This is a genomic window from Streptococcus merionis DSM 19192 (genome assembly GCF_000380085.1).
In the GTDB taxonomy this organism is placed as follows: domain Bacteria; phylum Bacillota; class Bacilli; order Lactobacillales; family Streptococcaceae; genus Streptococcus; species Streptococcus merionis.
This window is the reverse complement of sequence record NZ_KB904544.1, coordinates 16,081-28,602: the sequence shown is the minus strand read 5'-3', so window position 1 is coordinate 28,602 and position 12,522 is coordinate 16,081. Positions and strand designations below refer to the sequence as shown.

The 12,522-nt window shown below is 43.0% G+C and carries 15 protein-coding genes; 1 reads left to right on the top strand and 14 read right to left on the bottom strand.

The window, feature by feature from the left end:
• Positions 1-56: 56 nt before the first annotated feature.
• From A3I5_RS0104925 to A3I5_RS0104875, 11 genes are all read right to left on the bottom strand, one after another.
• Complete coding sequence (locus A3I5_RS0104925) at positions 57-677, bottom strand: ABC transporter permease (protein WP_018373514.1); 621 nt, start codon at positions 675-677, stop codon at positions 57-59.
• Positions 670-1,428, bottom strand: coding sequence for an ABC transporter ATP-binding protein (locus A3I5_RS0104920; RefSeq protein ID WP_026216931.1), 759 nt, complete (start codon positions 1,426-1,428; stop codon positions 670-672). Before A3I5_RS0104920 ends, A3I5_RS0104925 begins: the two co-directional genes overlap by 8 nt.
• A gap of 20 nt (positions 1,429-1,448) precedes the next feature.
• Positions 1,449-2,375, bottom strand: coding sequence for a glycine betaine ABC transporter substrate-binding protein (locus A3I5_RS0104915; RefSeq protein WP_018373512.1), 927 nt, complete (start codon positions 2,373-2,375; stop codon positions 1,449-1,451).
• Positions 2,365-3,000, bottom strand: a complete 636-nt coding sequence (locus A3I5_RS0104910) for an ABC transporter permease (RefSeq protein ID WP_018373511.1) — start codon at positions 2,998-3,000, stop codon at positions 2,365-2,367. Before A3I5_RS0104910 ends, A3I5_RS0104915 begins: the two co-directional genes overlap by 11 nt.
• On the bottom strand, positions 2,993-3,880 hold the full coding sequence (locus tag A3I5_RS11645; RefSeq protein ID WP_018373510.1) for an SDR family oxidoreductase: 888 nt from the start codon (positions 3,878-3,880) through the stop codon (positions 2,993-2,995). The genes A3I5_RS0104910 and A3I5_RS11645 overlap by 8 nt, the downstream gene beginning before the upstream one ends.
• The gene (locus A3I5_RS0104900) at positions 3,877-4,311 is read right to left on the bottom strand and encodes a MarR family winged helix-turn-helix transcriptional regulator (RefSeq protein ID WP_040834597.1); all 435 of its coding nucleotides are present in this window, start codon (positions 4,309-4,311) and stop codon (positions 3,877-3,879) included. Before A3I5_RS0104900 ends, A3I5_RS11645 begins: the two co-directional genes overlap by 4 nt.
• Entirely contained in the window at positions 4,301-5,269 is a 969-nt protein-coding gene (locus tag A3I5_RS0104895) for a zinc-binding alcohol dehydrogenase family protein (protein WP_018373508.1), read from the bottom strand. The genes A3I5_RS0104900 and A3I5_RS0104895 overlap by 11 nt, the downstream gene beginning before the upstream one ends.
• Before the next feature lie 12 nt (positions 5,270-5,281).
• Positions 5,282-5,896 (bottom strand): hypothetical protein, encoded by a 615-nt coding sequence (locus A3I5_RS0104890; RefSeq protein WP_018373507.1) that lies wholly within the window; start codon positions 5,894-5,896, stop codon positions 5,282-5,284.
• Between the two features lie 374 nt (positions 5,897-6,270).
• Positions 6,271-6,849 carry an NAD(P)H-binding protein gene (locus A3I5_RS0104885; protein ID WP_018373506.1) on the bottom strand — a complete coding sequence of 193 codons (579 nt, stop codon included), beginning with the start codon at positions 6,847-6,849 and terminating at the stop codon, positions 6,271-6,273.
• A gap of 22 nt (positions 6,850-6,871) precedes the next feature.
• Positions 6,872-7,240, bottom strand: a complete 369-nt coding sequence (locus tag A3I5_RS0104880) for a nuclear transport factor 2 family protein (RefSeq protein ID WP_018373505.1) — start codon at positions 7,238-7,240, stop codon at positions 6,872-6,874.
• A gap of 138 nt (positions 7,241-7,378) precedes the next feature.
• Positions 7,379-8,347, bottom strand: a complete 969-nt coding sequence (locus tag A3I5_RS0104875) for an aldo/keto reductase (RefSeq protein ID WP_018373504.1) — start codon at positions 8,345-8,347, stop codon at positions 7,379-7,381.
• 219 nt (positions 8,348-8,566) lie between these two features.
• Here A3I5_RS0104875 and A3I5_RS0104870 point away from each other — a divergent pair, with 219 nt between their 5' ends.
• Positions 8,567-9,457 carry a LysR family transcriptional regulator gene (locus A3I5_RS0104870; protein WP_018373503.1) on the top strand — a complete coding sequence of 297 codons (891 nt, stop codon included), beginning with the start codon at positions 8,567-8,569 and terminating at the stop codon, positions 9,455-9,457.
• Between the two features lie 58 nt (positions 9,458-9,515).
• On the opposite strand, the gene A3I5_RS0104865 is transcribed toward A3I5_RS0104870, so the two are convergent.
• From A3I5_RS0104865 to A3I5_RS0104855, 3 genes are read right to left on the bottom strand one after another with little or no spacing between them, the layout of a single operon-like run.
• Positions 9,516-10,274, bottom strand: coding sequence for a ChbG/HpnK family deacetylase (locus tag A3I5_RS0104865; RefSeq protein ID WP_018373502.1), 759 nt, complete (start codon positions 10,272-10,274; stop codon positions 9,516-9,518).
• Positions 10,275-10,294: 20 nt separating this feature from the next.
• Positions 10,295-11,233, bottom strand: coding sequence for a DMT family transporter (locus A3I5_RS0104860; protein ID WP_018373501.1), 939 nt, complete (start codon positions 11,231-11,233; stop codon positions 10,295-10,297).
• Positions 11,234-11,241: 8 nt separating this feature from the next.
• Entirely contained in the window at positions 11,242-12,330 is a 1,089-nt protein-coding gene (locus A3I5_RS0104855) for an NADH-dependent flavin oxidoreductase (protein WP_018373500.1), read from the bottom strand.
• Positions 12,331-12,522 lie beyond the last annotated feature (192 nt).

Sequence of the window (12,522 nt, the reverse complement as noted above, 5' to 3'; positions counted from 1 at the left end):
CTCGTTAAATATACGAGGACTTTATGCAGTTTTATTGTTTTTAGACTTTTTCACTATCAATTACTCGGCTTCAGCAACTCCTCTACCAGATAAAGAGTGAGATGCAACAGCAGGCTTATTCCTACCGTTAGCAAAATTCCCCAGAGGAGCTTTGGGAGGCTCATGGTTCTAAGGCCGTCAAACAGAATGGTTCCTAGACCGCCTGCATTGATGGTGACTGCGATAGTTGCGATAGCGATAATGGACGTTCCTGCTAAGCGAATCCCAGCAAAAAGGGCTGGCAAACTTAGGGGCAAGTCAATCTTCCAAAAAACCTGCCAAGGCGTCATACCCATGCCTACGGCTGCTTCCTTGACACTGGCATCTACTTGGCTAAGGCCAGCTAAGAAAGTTCGAACCAAGCTGTACTGGGCGTAGACCACAAGAACAATGATTGCTGTCGTTCTCCCCAATCCTGTCAGCGGAATGAGCAGGGCAAAAAAAGCAAAGCTGGGTACAGCATACAAGAGACTAAGCACATAGACTGACAAGGCTTGTAACCTCGGCACAAAGTGTAAAAGAAGGGTAATCAAACTAGCTGCTATTATAGCCAAAAGCAGGCTGAAACCAGCCAATTGCAAGTGCTCTACGGTGGCAGCAATCAACTTGCCTGAGGCTTCTTGATAATATTCAATCATAGGCTGTCTCCCAGAGACTTTCCTGACCACGCGCCGTTTCGATCAATTTCCTGACAAAATCACTGCTAGAATTTTGAATGATCGTTTTAGGCCTGTCATACTGGACGACCTTGCCCTGATCCATAATGATGACCTTGGTGCCCAGCTTAAAAGCCTCATAAATGTCATGGGTGATAAAGACAAAGGTTTTATCACTAAGTGTTTGGTGAATCTGGCGCAACTGCTCCTGCAAATCCCCACGGGTAATGGCATCAATGGCTCCAAAGGGCTCGTCAAAGAGCATCACATTAGGGTCAGCAGCCAAGGCACGGGCCACGCCAACTCGTTGCTGTTGGCCACCTGACAGGGCTTTTGGATAGGAATTTGCATATTCCGCTGCTGGCAATTGAACCAAGTCCAAGAGCTCTGTGACACGCTGGTCCGTCCTATCCTTATCCCAATGGAGCAACTTTGGAACCGTTGCGATGTTATCAGCTACAGTCAGATGGGGAAAAAGGCCGATCTGCTGAACAACGTAGCCGATTTGCCGACGAAGCTGGACTGGATCCATCTGGGAAATATCTTGCCCGTCAAAGAAAATTTGTCCCTGACTAGGCTCAATCAAGCGGTTGATCATCTTAAGAGTCGTCGTCTTTCCAGAACCTGATGTTCCCAAAATAGTAATGAATTCTCCTTTATTGATGGTCAGGTTGATCTGGTCAACAACGGTTTTTTCACCATAACTTTTGCTGATATTCTTGAGTTCAATCATTGGTCTTTTCATAAGACTCCTTACTTGTTTTTAATACTGTCATAGTAGGTCTTGGCTACAGCTGTGTATTCTTCACCGTCCACATCAACCTTGGCATTTAACTTTGTGACAGTTGCTGTGTCTAGTGTTGCTGAGATGTTATTGAGAATGGTCGCAAGCTCAGGATTGGCTGCAAGCACATTGTCACGCACAACTGGGGCTAAGTTATAAGGTGGCCAGAATTGCTTGTCATCTTCAAGAAGAGTAAACTTATCAGTGTTGACCAGCTGACCCTCAGTCGTATAGGATGGGGTCACATCAGCCTCGTCATTTTCAAGGACAGCATACTTCAGGCTGTTGTCATAGACTTTGGATGATTTCCAAGCAAAGGTACCGTAGGTTCTTTCTAAGCCTGGAAGACCATCTTCACGCTGGTCAAATTCGCCTTGGGAAGCAAAACGCAACTCACTGGCATGCTTTTGCAAATCTGAGATGGTTTTGATGCCCAGCTTTTCTGCCACCTGCGTCCGAATCACCAAGCCTTGGCCATCATTGGCTGAAGCGTAATCCAACCAAGTCACCTGAAACTTAGCCTTGTACTGGTCTTTCACTGTTTCGTAAACCTTGTCAGGAGATGTTTCCATATCCGCCTTGAGAATGGAGAGGAGACCTGTCCCTGTGTACTCTGGGTAGAGATCGATTTCGTCACTGATGAGGGAGTTGTGGATGAGAGAGCTAGAGATATTGGCCACGCGCTCGACTTTATAACCCTTATCTTCCAAGGCGAGGGCATAAATCTCAGCAACGACCAAGTTTTCTGTGAAATCTTTAGAGCCGACACGAATAGTTGTATTTTTAGACACGGTTGAATTGGTTGGATTCGTGTTTTGATTTAAGAATATAAAACTGGAAACGGCGAGAATGATAAGGCCTAAAAGCAAGCCTAAAACCATCTTTCTATTTTTCATACGATGCTACTCCTTTGATGGAAAGATCAAAAATGATCATGCTCAAAAACGATAAAAGCGCAACAGTGCCGCCACCAATCACCAAGAGGTCCATGCGGTAGAGACCGAGCCCTGTAAAGATAATCTCACCAAGGCCACCAGCCCCGATATAAGTTGCAAGCGTAGCTGAGGCAATAATTTCAACCAAGGCGAGCTTGATGCCATTGAGAATATAGGGCAAGGCTAGGGGTAACTGCACTTTTGCCAGCAATTGCCGATTGGTCATACCAAGACCAAGACCTGTCTCAACCAAAATCGCTGGTACTTCCTGAAAACCAACCAGAGTATTGAGCAATACAGGTGGCAGGCCAAGAATGACCAGAGCCATTAAAGCAGGAACTCTCCCCACACCAAGAAAAGGAATCAGAATAAAGAGAACTCCGAGACTTGGAATAACTCGTAAGGCTTGAACCGTTCCTTGACTGATTTGACCAAAGAGCTTAGAGCGAAAGGATAAATACCCTAGCGGCAAGCCAATCAGCAAAACAATAGCTAAAGCCATCAAGCTGAGACTAAGATGCTCCCAGACCTTGGTTATATATGTGCTAGCATGAGTTGCAAAATAGTCACGAATGCTCTCAAGCATACAAGTCACCTCCTAAAGTTGAGTACCTTTGCCATTGTCTTTCTAAATAGGATACCAAATTTTCGGCAGGATAACCCATAATAAACTCAAAATCGTCTGAAACCTGACTGAGCAAACCGACTTCTGCTGCCTGATAAAGTGAAGCCAAAACCACGCCAAAGCCTGTTGGCTGGTCGTATTTAGCAGCAAACTCCTCCACAGTAACAGGTTCAAAAACGATCGACTTGCCTCCGACTCGACTGAGGAGCTCTGCTATTTCAACCATCGAATAGGACTGACTTTGGGTCAGTACATAGGATTTTCCCCAGAACTCAGGTGTCGCAGCAACTTTGACAATGGCTTTGGCGCTATCCGCTCGCGAAATAAAGGACATTCGTCCATTAGGGGCAGGATAGATAAGCTTGCCCATGGCCTGCAACTCTGGCAAGTAAGGCACCAGAGGGTCAGCATACATGGCGTTTTTGAGCACTGTGTAGCTCAGCTTGCTGCAGGCCAAACGTCTAGTCGCATAGCCAAAAAAAGGTGCCATGTGAAAGGGAGAATTTTCCTGATCTGCAAAGAAAGAAGCAAAGATAAAGTGCTTAACATGAGCGTTTTCTGCTGCTTGGACAACCCGCTCCACCTCAGGTACCCGCTTAATGCTAGGATGGGTGATACTGGGAATGTAAATCAAGACATCAGTATCCGCAAAGGCTGTCACCAAACTCTCATAGTCATCGTAGTTAGCATAGACGACTTGAGCTCCTTGCTCAGCATAGTTTTCAGCCTTTTGAGGAGTTCGAACAGCTAAACGAACCTGCTCAGCCCCAAAAGTCTGAATGGCTTCTGTTGTGATGTAGCGTCCTAGTTGTCCGGTCGCTGCTGTGATGGTTAGTTTCATTTTCGCTCCTCCATAAGTTCTCCTAAATATTTGGTAAAACAAACAGTAGCCGCAAAGAGTGCTTCTATTTGCTCTTTTGTTAATTGGGCCATAGCCTTTTCTTCCATAGCGTCTAGCGGCGCGACAATCTCAGCCGCATAAGCTCGCCCCTCTTCTGTCAAAACCACTAATTTCCTGCGCTTGTCCGACACTGAATTTTTCAACTTGGCATAGCCTTTTTGGATGTAATTCTGAATGATGGCGTAGACCACTTGCTTGGTCGAATAAGTCCTATCACAGAGCGTTTTTTGAGAAATGCCTGCTGGATTGTTATACAGCCAAAGAAGAATGAGCAGCCCTTTATAATTCATACCGTGCTGTCTAGCGTATTGTTCATAGAGGGAAAATTGTTGGTCGCGCAAGCGAGCGTATTGTTTTGCTTTAAACATCATCGTCCTCCAATAAGACAATATTTTTACCAAAAGAATGACTGGATTCCATGCGCGCATGCGCTTTAGCGATCTCTTCCAAACGGTAGATAGCTTCGGGTTTAACGGACACTTGGTAGCTTTCAATATAGTCAAATAGCTCCTGCAAGGTTTCCTGAGACACTCGGCCTGAGTAAGCTGTGGTCAGGTAACGATTGCCTTGCAACTCCATAATAGGATCGAAGTCTTCCAGATACCACTGACCTCCTAGCTGGCCAGTTGAGCAGACAATCCCATAGTCTCTGGTGTGCTTGAGGCTATTTTTGATTGTCTTGGGACCAATCAATTCCAAAACCTTATCAAAATGATCCTCGGTCTGCAAGACACCTTCCAAGTCCAAAATCACCTCATCAAACCCAGCCAGTCTTAACTGCTCTGCCTTTTTTAAAGAACGGCTTGAACCTGTCAAATGAGACGCTGGAAACTGGGCTTTGAGGAGCTGGGCAAAGGCCACACCGACACCACTAGTCGCACCGCGAACCAGAATCTGGTCTGTCGGCTTAAGCTGTAAACTCAAAAGCGCCAGATAGGCTGTGTAATAAGTCTCAGGAATAGTAGCCAAAGTTGACCAGGCCAAATGAGTCTTGATGGGGTAAATCTGGCTATTGGGTAAGAGAACATACTCAGCGTAAGAACCATCAAAGTCGCGCCCCATCTCGCCCATGATAGAAACTACTGTCTGGCCTAAAGGCAAGCGACTATCATCTGTGGTCTCTTCGATAACTCCAACACACTCAATGCCTAAGATACGAGGAAAACGCACACTTGGTGATAGGCCCTGACGGGTAAAGATTTCCGAGCGATTAATGCCAAACCCCTTGACCTTAATCAGAGACCAGCCTGACTTGACTTCAGGTTTAGGCACATCCTTGACCTGTAAAACACTGGTATCTCCAGGCGCTTCAACAACAATAGCTTTCATCGCTTGCCCTTTCTAGTCTATAGAGATTACTTTGAGATCCTTGAAAAAGCCTCGTGTACCAATATCGACAAAAAGACCGATATTTCCTGACTGGTCAGCTCCTAGCTTTAGATCTGCTACTTCAAGGATTTTCTTGCCATTAACGTAAAAGACGGCCTGCTGACCTGAAATCTCTGCTTTGAGGACAATCCACTCATCTAGAGCAATTTCAGCTGGCGCTTCGTAGTCGGTAATGCCTTGTTCACGGAAATAATCGAACTTGTAGTCGGGATATGCAAAATACTGGCTAGCACGATTAGCACGAACAAGATCGCTGTGATTGCCATTCGTCGGACGGATATAGAAAGACTCAAACCGACTATCATTATCGTCAATTCGAAAAGCCAAACCGATAAAACCTCGTGCTAAAGCAGGTGCATCGGGTAACAGCTGACTGCGCACACTGACTTCAATGGTGCCATTTGTAAAAGTGAAATGCTTAAGCTTGGCATAGGTGTTTTCATCAAAGTCCCAGATTTTCTCTATCTTTTCAACTTGGAGGACTTGTTCCCCATCAAGCATTCTCTCAGTCACTCGGGTGTGTATCGCCTCAAAAAACTCTTTTTGCATAGCAAATTCTTTTTTCATAAAATCCTCCTTGCTGTAAAAATATAAAACCGAACAGAATGCTATCTGAAAAATAGGGAAGCGAACAAAAACGGTTCACACTCCAAGTCGTTTCTCCACGAAATTTTAGACTGAAGTTAAATTTTGTAAGCTCCAACGGTCATTAAGAAATATATCAAAATCTCAGATGTCCGCTACTTCAAACATCACTGAGCTAGTCCTAGCTTTTTAATTTAATAAACATGTTTATTTTTGTAAAAACATTTTACTTTATGATTCACAGTTTAACATGCTTGTCGTAAATAGTCAAATATTTTTACTATTTTATAAAAAAAGAAAACCCCAAGTACTTGGTGATTAATCTGGTACAGATCTCACCATCACTTGGGCTTATGTTATCGAACGATACCAAGGTTTTCTTTAACAAACAAGGTCGGGTCTAAAGCGATACGCTTGACCAAATCAGCGATGCTTTTTCTGGAAATATCGTGACCATAAATGGTCTCACCTTTAGGAATCAATTGGTAGTTTGTGTCAAGTCCATTGTCAAACCAACCTGGACGAAGCACTGTATAGTCAAGATCAGATTGCTCCACCAAATCCGCTGCCTTACGGTAAGGTTGTAAAATGTTATCAAACGCTGGGCGACCGTCAATCTCCCCGTAAATCCCATAAGATGAGATGAAGACGAGCCGATTCGTTCCTGTACTCTTCATGGCAGCAATGACCTGCTCGGTCATCTGAGGCAGATTACCAGATAAGGCTACAAAGACCAGATCTGCTCCTGCGACTGCCGCTTCTAACTGATCACTGTCAGCTGTCGAACCTGCTATGATAGTCGCTCGATCATGGACTGGCAAGCGGTGAGCTGTCCGTGAAAAAAGAGTGAGCCGAACATCAGTTTCAGCTAAGAGAGTTTCCGTTACTGCTCTCCCTAGAGAGCCTGTGGCACCAATAATAGTTACTTTTGTCATATTCTTCCTTCTTTCTAATGAACTAATAAGTTGAAGCGACTTGTTTACTGATGTACCACTGGCCATCGATCTGCACAAAGTCCACCTTCATTTTAAGCCGCCAAGTGTTGCGAGCACTTCCCCAGATAGAAGCCTCAACCAAATCATGACTGGTCAGACTAGCCCTGTCACCATCGATGACAATATCGTATGTCGCTTCATTGGTAGAACTGTAATAACGCATTTCTTCTGAGGCGATGTCCTCCAACCATTCTACCTTGGGCTGGACGTAGCCTGTCATGTGGGTTAACGTCATGTCGTCCGTTAAGATGGCCTCTAGGCTAGCTGTATCTTTCTGAACCATGGCTGTATTCACTTGGGCAAAAAGTTCTTTTAGGATTTGCTCTGTCATGTCATCTCCTTGTGTCTGGATTATATCCGTTTTTTCACTCCTATAAGCTGGCCTGCTCTGCCATTTCCCAAAAGCCAAAAGAGCTAGTAGAAAAAAAGTAAGCAGAGCAACAACCAGTAGTTTACTGCGATCTCTCATCTAGCGGAACCCGTACTGCGTGTGGGGGACGTAAGGCGCTTCAAGGTAGGCGATGTCCTCAGGCCTTAACACTAAATCAAGAGCGTCAATCGCTTCTTGGACATACTTAACCTTGCTACCTCCTACCAAAGCCGAAGTCATGCCAGGCTTGGTGTAAACCCATGCCATGGCAACCTGCGCAGGGCTTACCTTGTACTTATTGGCAATTTCGCGAGTACGACGAACGATTTCAGCATCTTGCTCCAGCACATAGTCACTTTGGTTTTGAGCGACAGGAAAATCGCGCAAGCGCTCAGCTGGCGCTGTCAAAGCTCCGTGTGCTAACGGTGAGAATGGTGTAAGCGCAATCCCTTCTGAGACACACATTGGCAACATCTCTTTTTCTTCCTCACGATAGATCAGGTTGATAGTATTTTGCATAGAGACAAACTTAGCCCAACCATTTTTCTCTGCGATGCTGTTTGCCTTGACAAATTGCCAAGCATACATGGCTGACGCTCCAATGTAGCGAACTTTTCCCATACGGACTAGATCATTGAGGGCCTCCATGGTCTCTTCAATCGGTGTCGTGTAATCCCACCGATGAATGATGTAAAGGTCAATATAGTCAGTTCCTAATCGACGAAGAGAATTTTCTACCTCATCAAAAATAGCCTTGCGAGATAGTCCCTTGGCATTAGCCCCATCGTGCATAGGATAGTAGAGCTTGGTCGCAATGACTACCTCTTCACGGCGAGCAAAGTCTTTCAGAGTACGACCGAGAATCTCTTCACTCAGACCAAGGCCATAATAATTGGCTGTGTCAAAAAAGTTAATCCCCGCATCAAGCGCATATTTGATAATCTCACGTGCCTCTTCTTCTGGAACATTCCCAGAAATGCCTCCAGAATCGGGCGAACCAAAACTCATACAGCCCAAGGCTAAGCGCGATACCTTAAGACCTGTTTTTCCAAGATTGATATACTGCATTATTTTCTCCTTTACATTAACTTCAAACCGCTAAGCAGTCTCAAATAGTATTCTCCTCATAAGATTTTAACAAGTATCAGATGAAATGAAGCAAAGCTAGATCATCATCATACCAGCATTTCTCCCTCACTTGATAAATCTATTATAATCCTCTATAATAAAATTATCCAATACACATTTTTTATAATCGATAAAATTATTTTATTAGGAGATTGCCAAATGAACACCAAACAAATGGACTATGTCATCGAGGTCGCTCAAACCTTAAACTTTAATCGCGCAGCTGAGAATCTCTTCATTTCCCAGCCCGCTCTTTCTTACCAAATCAAAACGGTAGAAGAGGAAATTGGTTTTTTAATTTTTGAGCGAATTGGGAAAACGGTTCGTTTGACCCCAGCAGGACAACAATTTTACCAGCAACTGATAAATATTCGTCAGCAGCTGCAACTGGCTATTGAGCAGGGGCAAAATTTCTCTAATCAGTATAGTGAGAATCTGACTATCGGTTTTGACCTACGCTCCCACCTCTACTTTTTGCCTGAGGTCATCAAAGAATTTCGTGAACTTCAACCTGAGGTGTTGATTACTCCTGAAATTAGCCAAAAGGACTGGCTGACCGCCTTTCGTGAGGGCGAAGTGGACATCATTTTCACCACGCGCGATCAGGCTGAAAAACTCCCCAATGCCAGCATTCATCCGCTATATACCAGCTATATCTATCTCTTGGTCAATCCTGATGACCCTCTAGCCCAACTCAAAAAAGCCCGTCCCAAGGATTTGCTTGGTCGGACGCTTTTGGTCAATGGTGGATCAACTCAGACCCTACGACGGGTTCAAAAAAGTGTCTTAGAGGAAGTCAAGCTCAGTACACTCAACAGCCCAACCCACGATTTTACCATGGTCAGTGTCGCTGCCGAGCAAGCTATCTGTCTAAGCCCTGGCTACCTCAAGGACTTCTCTGATGAATTTAGATGGGTTCCCTTTGAAACCGAGGAGTCGTTTGACTGTGTTCTCGTCACCCAAAAGTTTGATCAACGCCATTCCCTCTCAGACTTCGTCCTTCTGATGCAGGATATTTATCAGGAAAAAGCACAGGAATTTCAATTATAGACAAGCAAAAAAGAGGGACAAACAGGCATGGTAGCTGTTTGTCCCTCTTCTTTCTCATTTACAAATCACGGTAATCCAGCAGTTCAACGTTTGCTGCTTCTAAGTGCTTTTTCGTTTCAGGGTTTGTCAACACTTCAACCTCTAGTGTTCTCGCATTGAGCAGGCTTGAGTGTTGCAGGATATAATGATCCAAATACCCTGGATGAAAAACGCCAAGTTGGACAACATCGCCTTCTGCTTTATTGGCCATATCTCTTATCATTTCAAATGGGTCATAGTCTAGCAGCATACTGTCCATGCGGTATTGGACTTGATGCTGACCGATGGTGACTGTCTCTCCTCCCATGGAGAAGGGCGAATACTTGAGTCCATGCTTTTTTGCAATGATTTCTAATCCTTTAAAGAAGGTCGCTGATGACACTGCATGACCTTCAAAATAATCTGGTTTTCGACCAAATAAGTCTACAAAACGCTGGTATTGCGCTTCGATTTCTAAAAGCACTTCATCTAACTGGACAAAGTCTTCCTGACTTGCCCGATAGACTTTGGACGACTTGAAATAACCTTTCTCATCAACCAGACTGGGAATAAAAGCAGGATCAGTCAGAGGCTTCTCTGCACAAATATTGACATGAACGCTGAGTGCAATATCATACACCTTGCTCTTTATCAAATCCACACCGTGCTTAGTAGCAGGCATATTGACCATAACACCTAAACTCTTAATCAGTCCACCATCTAAAGCTTTAACAATCCCTAAATTGACCGCCTCAGAATAGCCCAAATCATCCGCGCGCAACAGTAATTTTTTTGACATAATTTTCCTACTTTCATTTATTATTTTAAACGTATGATTATAATACCAATAAGCATTAGAAGCAATCCAATTAATTGACCAACTTTCACCTTTTTAACTTCTGAACGAAATAATCCAATTTGTTGAATTACAGTTGAAGCCACTAGTTGACCAAATAGAGAAATAACTATAACGTTTCCAGTACCAATTAGTGGCACTAACCACGAACTGACTAAAACAAAAGAACCCCCAAGAATACCCCCTGTGAATACCCATTCTTCACCTTTAGCTTTTTTAAAGGTATCAATAGCAGTTTGGAATTTTACTTTCGTTATAAAACAAATGAATACCGTAACCAAAAACGCTATATTAAATGAAATGAAAGAAGCTTGTAACGGGGATCCAATTTCACGGCCTAAATAAGCATTTGTCGCTGATTGAATAGCTATTAAAATTCCTGCGAAAATGCCGAGCATCTGCCACCAAAATTTAAATTTTGTTTCCTTAGTGGGAAGATTTCTTCTATCTGATTTCGCTAAAACCCCAGTAGCCATCAATGTCCCTATAAATAGAATCATTAAACCTAATAGCTTTCTAGTGTTTAAAATGTTTTGAGAAAGATAAAACAGACCAAATTGATCTATGATTACTCCCATCAAAAGCTGTCCTAGGATAGGTAAAACCGATGTCTGCATACTACCTAATATCGGAAAAAGAAGGACATTGACTGTTAAGGCAAACGCAGCGGTAAAACCACCAATCCAAACCCACCAAGGCAGACTCGTGAGCTCATTGAATGCTATAAAAGGGACTTCTCGGTTTATCAAAAGCAGACAAAGAAGAAATACTAATCCAACAAAGAAGGAAAACGCTGATGATAAAAAAGGACTCAATGTATAGCGTGTAAGTCTGGAATTGATAGCCGATTGTGAAGCAATACTTGCTCCCATTAGTATTGGGAATAAATACCATATAATCATACTTTACCTTACTTATCTAAACGAAATGATTGTACAAATTGCCACAGACCATACTTATAGTATTGCTCTAAATCAAAACCAAGCTCTTTCAATCTTGTTGTACTGTTTCCTCTCAAAATTTTTCCTGCCCAGTCTGGATCATGGATTAAGCTTCTTCCAACAGCGACAAGTTGGGCATGCTGTAAGATATCTTCAACATGCTCAATTGTCTCTACACCACCTACTCCCACTAAGGGAACTTTTTTATTCAAGTGTTTAGAAACATAGTTTAAAATAGATTTATTTGCATACGCTTCTTCTTGAGAGATTCTATTATAATCATTAGTAGATAGGTGAAGATAATCAAGTTTTTTCTGGGATAGATGCTCTAATAAATAGAAACAGTCATCCATTCGCAATCCTGGATCTTCAAACTCTTCAGGAGAAAACCGATACCCGACAATAAACTCTTGATTAGAAAAATCAGCCACTGTTTGCAAGATGCCATCAACTAAATCATTGATAAATTTGAAACGTTTCTCCTGTGTTCCACCCCACTCATCTGTACGACGGTTTGAATGTGGTGAAAAGAATTGTTGGATGATGTAAGTATTGGCTCCGTGAATTTCAACACCATCAAATCCTGCCTGAATTGCTCGCCTTGTTGCTAACTTAAAATCTTCAATTAATTGTATAATTTCTTCTTGACTAAGCTCACGAGGAGTCTCTGCATTTGGACGTAAAGCAGGAACTGCGCTAGCCGAAACTGGTTGCTCACCACTTAAAATGTCACGATTGGTCATTCTTCCTGCATGAAATATTTGAATAATCGCTTTAGCTCCTCTGGCTTTTATTTCCTTAGCTAACTGACTAAGACCTGGAAGAAAGGAATCATCGTAAATCCCAAGCTCCCCATGCCAACCTTTTCCAACAGCTTGAACATTGGCCGCTCCAACGATTACTGCACCAACATCCTTAGCACGATTAGCATAATATTCAATTTCATCTTTGGTCACCTGGCCATTATAAAAACTCAGTTGTGTGGTCATTGGAGCCATCATCAGAGGATTCCGAAGAGTTGCTCCGTTCGGTAACGTAATTGCATTTAATTTAGTCATATTTATTTGTCCCCTTTAATGTTGCTATTGGTGTTTCAAAATAGTTTTTAAACCTATAATTACTTTTTAAAACTAATTATACAAATGAACAATATTCATCTTGGTTTACACTTAATTTGCTTGTTACTTAACTCAATCCTTTAAGGATGATGATGATTTATACAAAGAAAACCAATATCGTCAACGTGTAAC